Genomic DNA, 293 nt, shown 5'->3' with positions numbered 1-293 from the left:
CTGGAGGTGAAGCAACACTGCCCGCAGGCGGAGGTGGTCTACGACCTGTTCCACGTGGTGGCTCGCTATGGCCGAGAGGTGGTGGACCGGGTGCGAGTGGAGCAGGCGAATGCACTGAAAAGCGATAAACCGGCGCGAAAAGTGGTTAAAAGTGCGCGTTGGTTGCTGCTACGTAATCGGGCGAAGTTGAGTGAAAAACAGGATGTGAAGTTGCAGGAGCTGTTGGCGGCGAATCAACCGCTGGCGATGGTGTACGTGCTGAAAGAGGGGTTGAAGGGCATCTGGTATGCGCC

Annotated in this window: 1 protein-coding gene; it reads left to right on the top strand. The window is 57.7% G+C overall.

The window, feature by feature from the left end; translation table 11 throughout:
• The coding region (locus tag MUW49_RS18690; RefSeq protein ID WP_244813073.1) for a transposase at positions 1 to 293 on the top strand (293 nt) is incomplete at both ends.

Origin of the sequence: Aeromonas sp. LsrichE-8G (assembly GCF_022869435.1) — a bacterium.
Classification (GTDB): domain Bacteria; phylum Pseudomonadota; class Gammaproteobacteria; order Enterobacterales; family Aeromonadaceae; genus Aeromonas; species Aeromonas caviae.
Note: the sequence above shows the minus strand (reverse complement) of the source record. Positions and strands in the feature narration are given on the sequence as shown.